Annotated in this window: 1 protein-coding gene; it reads right to left on the bottom strand. The window is 45.0% G+C overall.

The window, feature by feature from the left end; translation table 11 throughout:
• Positions 1 to 102: 102 nt before the first annotated feature.
• The gene (locus AC6HVZ_RS19455) at positions 103 to 2,079 is read right to left on the bottom strand and encodes an IS701 family transposase (protein WP_497559780.1); all 1,977 of its coding nucleotides are present in this window, start codon (positions 2,077 to 2,079) and stop codon (positions 103 to 105) included.
• Positions 2,080 to 2,128 lie beyond the last annotated feature (49 nt).

The raw sequence follows: 2,128 nt of genomic DNA, 5'->3' as shown, positions 1-2,128 counted from the left end.
CGGTCGCATTCCGTCTTAAATGATAATCGATCTTCCTTATTGTTTTACGTATAAAGGATTCATCTCCACGAAGGGACGCCACGACAAGATCGAGTGCCATGTTCAAGGATAAAATCGGTCTTTTTTTTTATCTGTTACGTGCAACCTGATATTCAATAGAAATTCGTAGGCAATGAACACCAGAATTATATGACGATGCCAGGCTGGCCATGATCTTGCTTCCATATGATCCATTCCCAGTTGCCCTTTCATTTCCTTAAAACTCTGTTCAATCGGCCAACGCATGATCGATGCCAAGCATAATTCTGCCTGGCTTATGTTTTCGGGTGCATTACTGACAGAATATCGAGTTCCCCCGTCTATCCTGCGCTGAATGAACAGCCAGCAGGCTTCGGTTTCATATTCCCCGCTGTCCTTTTGCTGGAATGCCCGGTGGACGCGTATACATTTGATATCTGCATAAACAGGGCCTTTTGAACCCTCGCCAAGACAAATGGATTGCCATGGAATAGCTGAATCATCAGCGATGTCTGATACCTTTTCTGATGGAATTATCGGTGCCTTTTTTATAGGTGGACGCCCTTTTCCCTTGTATGGCGGAACTTCAAATGTAGGTTCCGAACGCCATACGCGTGTATCGTTATGAATATCCGCAAAATACCAGTATCGATCTGCAAGGGCGTCTAGAAACGCTTTACTATTCCCGTATAAGCTGTCCACGCCGACCCATTTAGCTTGGAACAGCCCAGAGCTTTCGATATCATGAAGCAAGTCTAGAGCAATCTCCGGTTTGGATTGATAGGAGACATCTTCCGGAACCAAGCATTGTTTCCTTCGTGCTGCATAATCGTCCCCAAACCATTTTTCCGGCATAAAGAGCCGGGATTCTAGTAAACCGTATCCGCCATCGGGATTGGAATATCCGGCATAAACGCCTACCTGTGAGTTATCGACTTTTCCAATATTGCCGCAATATTGACGAGCGACGCCAACGGATTCGTTTCCTTTTTTACGGCTTCCACTTTCATCAATCGTAATCATACCGCTAGGGTGGGATAATTTCTCGGCGATCCCTTGTTGATAGATTGCCAGCGCCTGCTGGTCATCCCATTTGGCATCCTTCATGAAATACTGGAGATTACGTACACCTCTTGGATCCTCATTCAATTCCAAGGCAATGGGCTCGATCGACTTTCGTTCCAGACTGCTCAAGAGTCCCTGCACATAAATATTGCCGTTGAATTCTTGTTCACGACGTTGAAAACAACCTTGAAATCGCACCATATGGCTTTGGAGCATCTCAGGCAGTTGATTCACAACATGTTTTATTTTCGCTTCTTCCATCAATTGGTCATTCCAATCATTGGTTTGCAATTGCACGTTGACCATCTCCCGGGGTTTAGGTTTGTTTTTTTTGAGGACCCGGTCTGGTCTTCCTGTACATCCTATTAATGTTTTGAAGTTTTTTTCGATGACATACATGTAAATTGCTTTCTTGTTTCCATGATAACGGTACGTCCTACCAACTTTTTCATATCCCCCGCTTTCTCCGACATAGGTCCAGTTTGCTGCTTGATAACTGGTTCCGGTGTATCGCTGCCTGTCAACAAGTGTTTCCAGTACATATGGCGTTTGGTTGTATATCGCAGGCCAATCGATCCGCAAACGGCGAATGGATAACGCTAATACATGGGAAGCCAGATTTTTGATATGCACCCAAGGCAGGATTAAAAACCGGTTATTATTGAGCACGTGGCCAAGATGCTCCTGCCTTTCTTCATCCTTCCAATCCATAAAGCGATCTCTGGCCGCCATCTTATATGCGGCCTGGTTGAAGCTGATCGCACTGACGGGGTGGTCGCCAAGCCATATCAGGTATTTCACGCGTGGTCCAATAGTCTTTTGATGCCCAAGGTAATGGTAATCCTGGACGAGCTGATTCCACAGGGATTCATGCTCCCCACGGCTTACTTGTTCTATGGTTAAAGATGATTTCACCAGGTGAAGCTCTGCGACAATTGGTGTATCATCTGTATTATAGGAATTTGTATTTGATTTCATTGTAAGTTCCTTTGTCATTTTTGAGGACACGAAAACATGACGATCTTATCGCCATTTGCCATCCGGA

It is taken from the genome of Oceanobacillus sp. NCCP-135 (assembly GCF_059698015.1).
The sequence above is the reverse complement of the archived record's forward strand: the minus strand, read 5'-3'. Positions and strand labels throughout refer to the sequence as shown.

Bases quoted from the DNA above. Each gene is read 5' to 3' on its own strand.
- AC6HVZ_RS19455 (WP_497559780.1), bottom strand. From the start codon at position 2,079: ATGACAAAGGAACTTACAATGAAATCAAATACAAATTCCTATAATACA.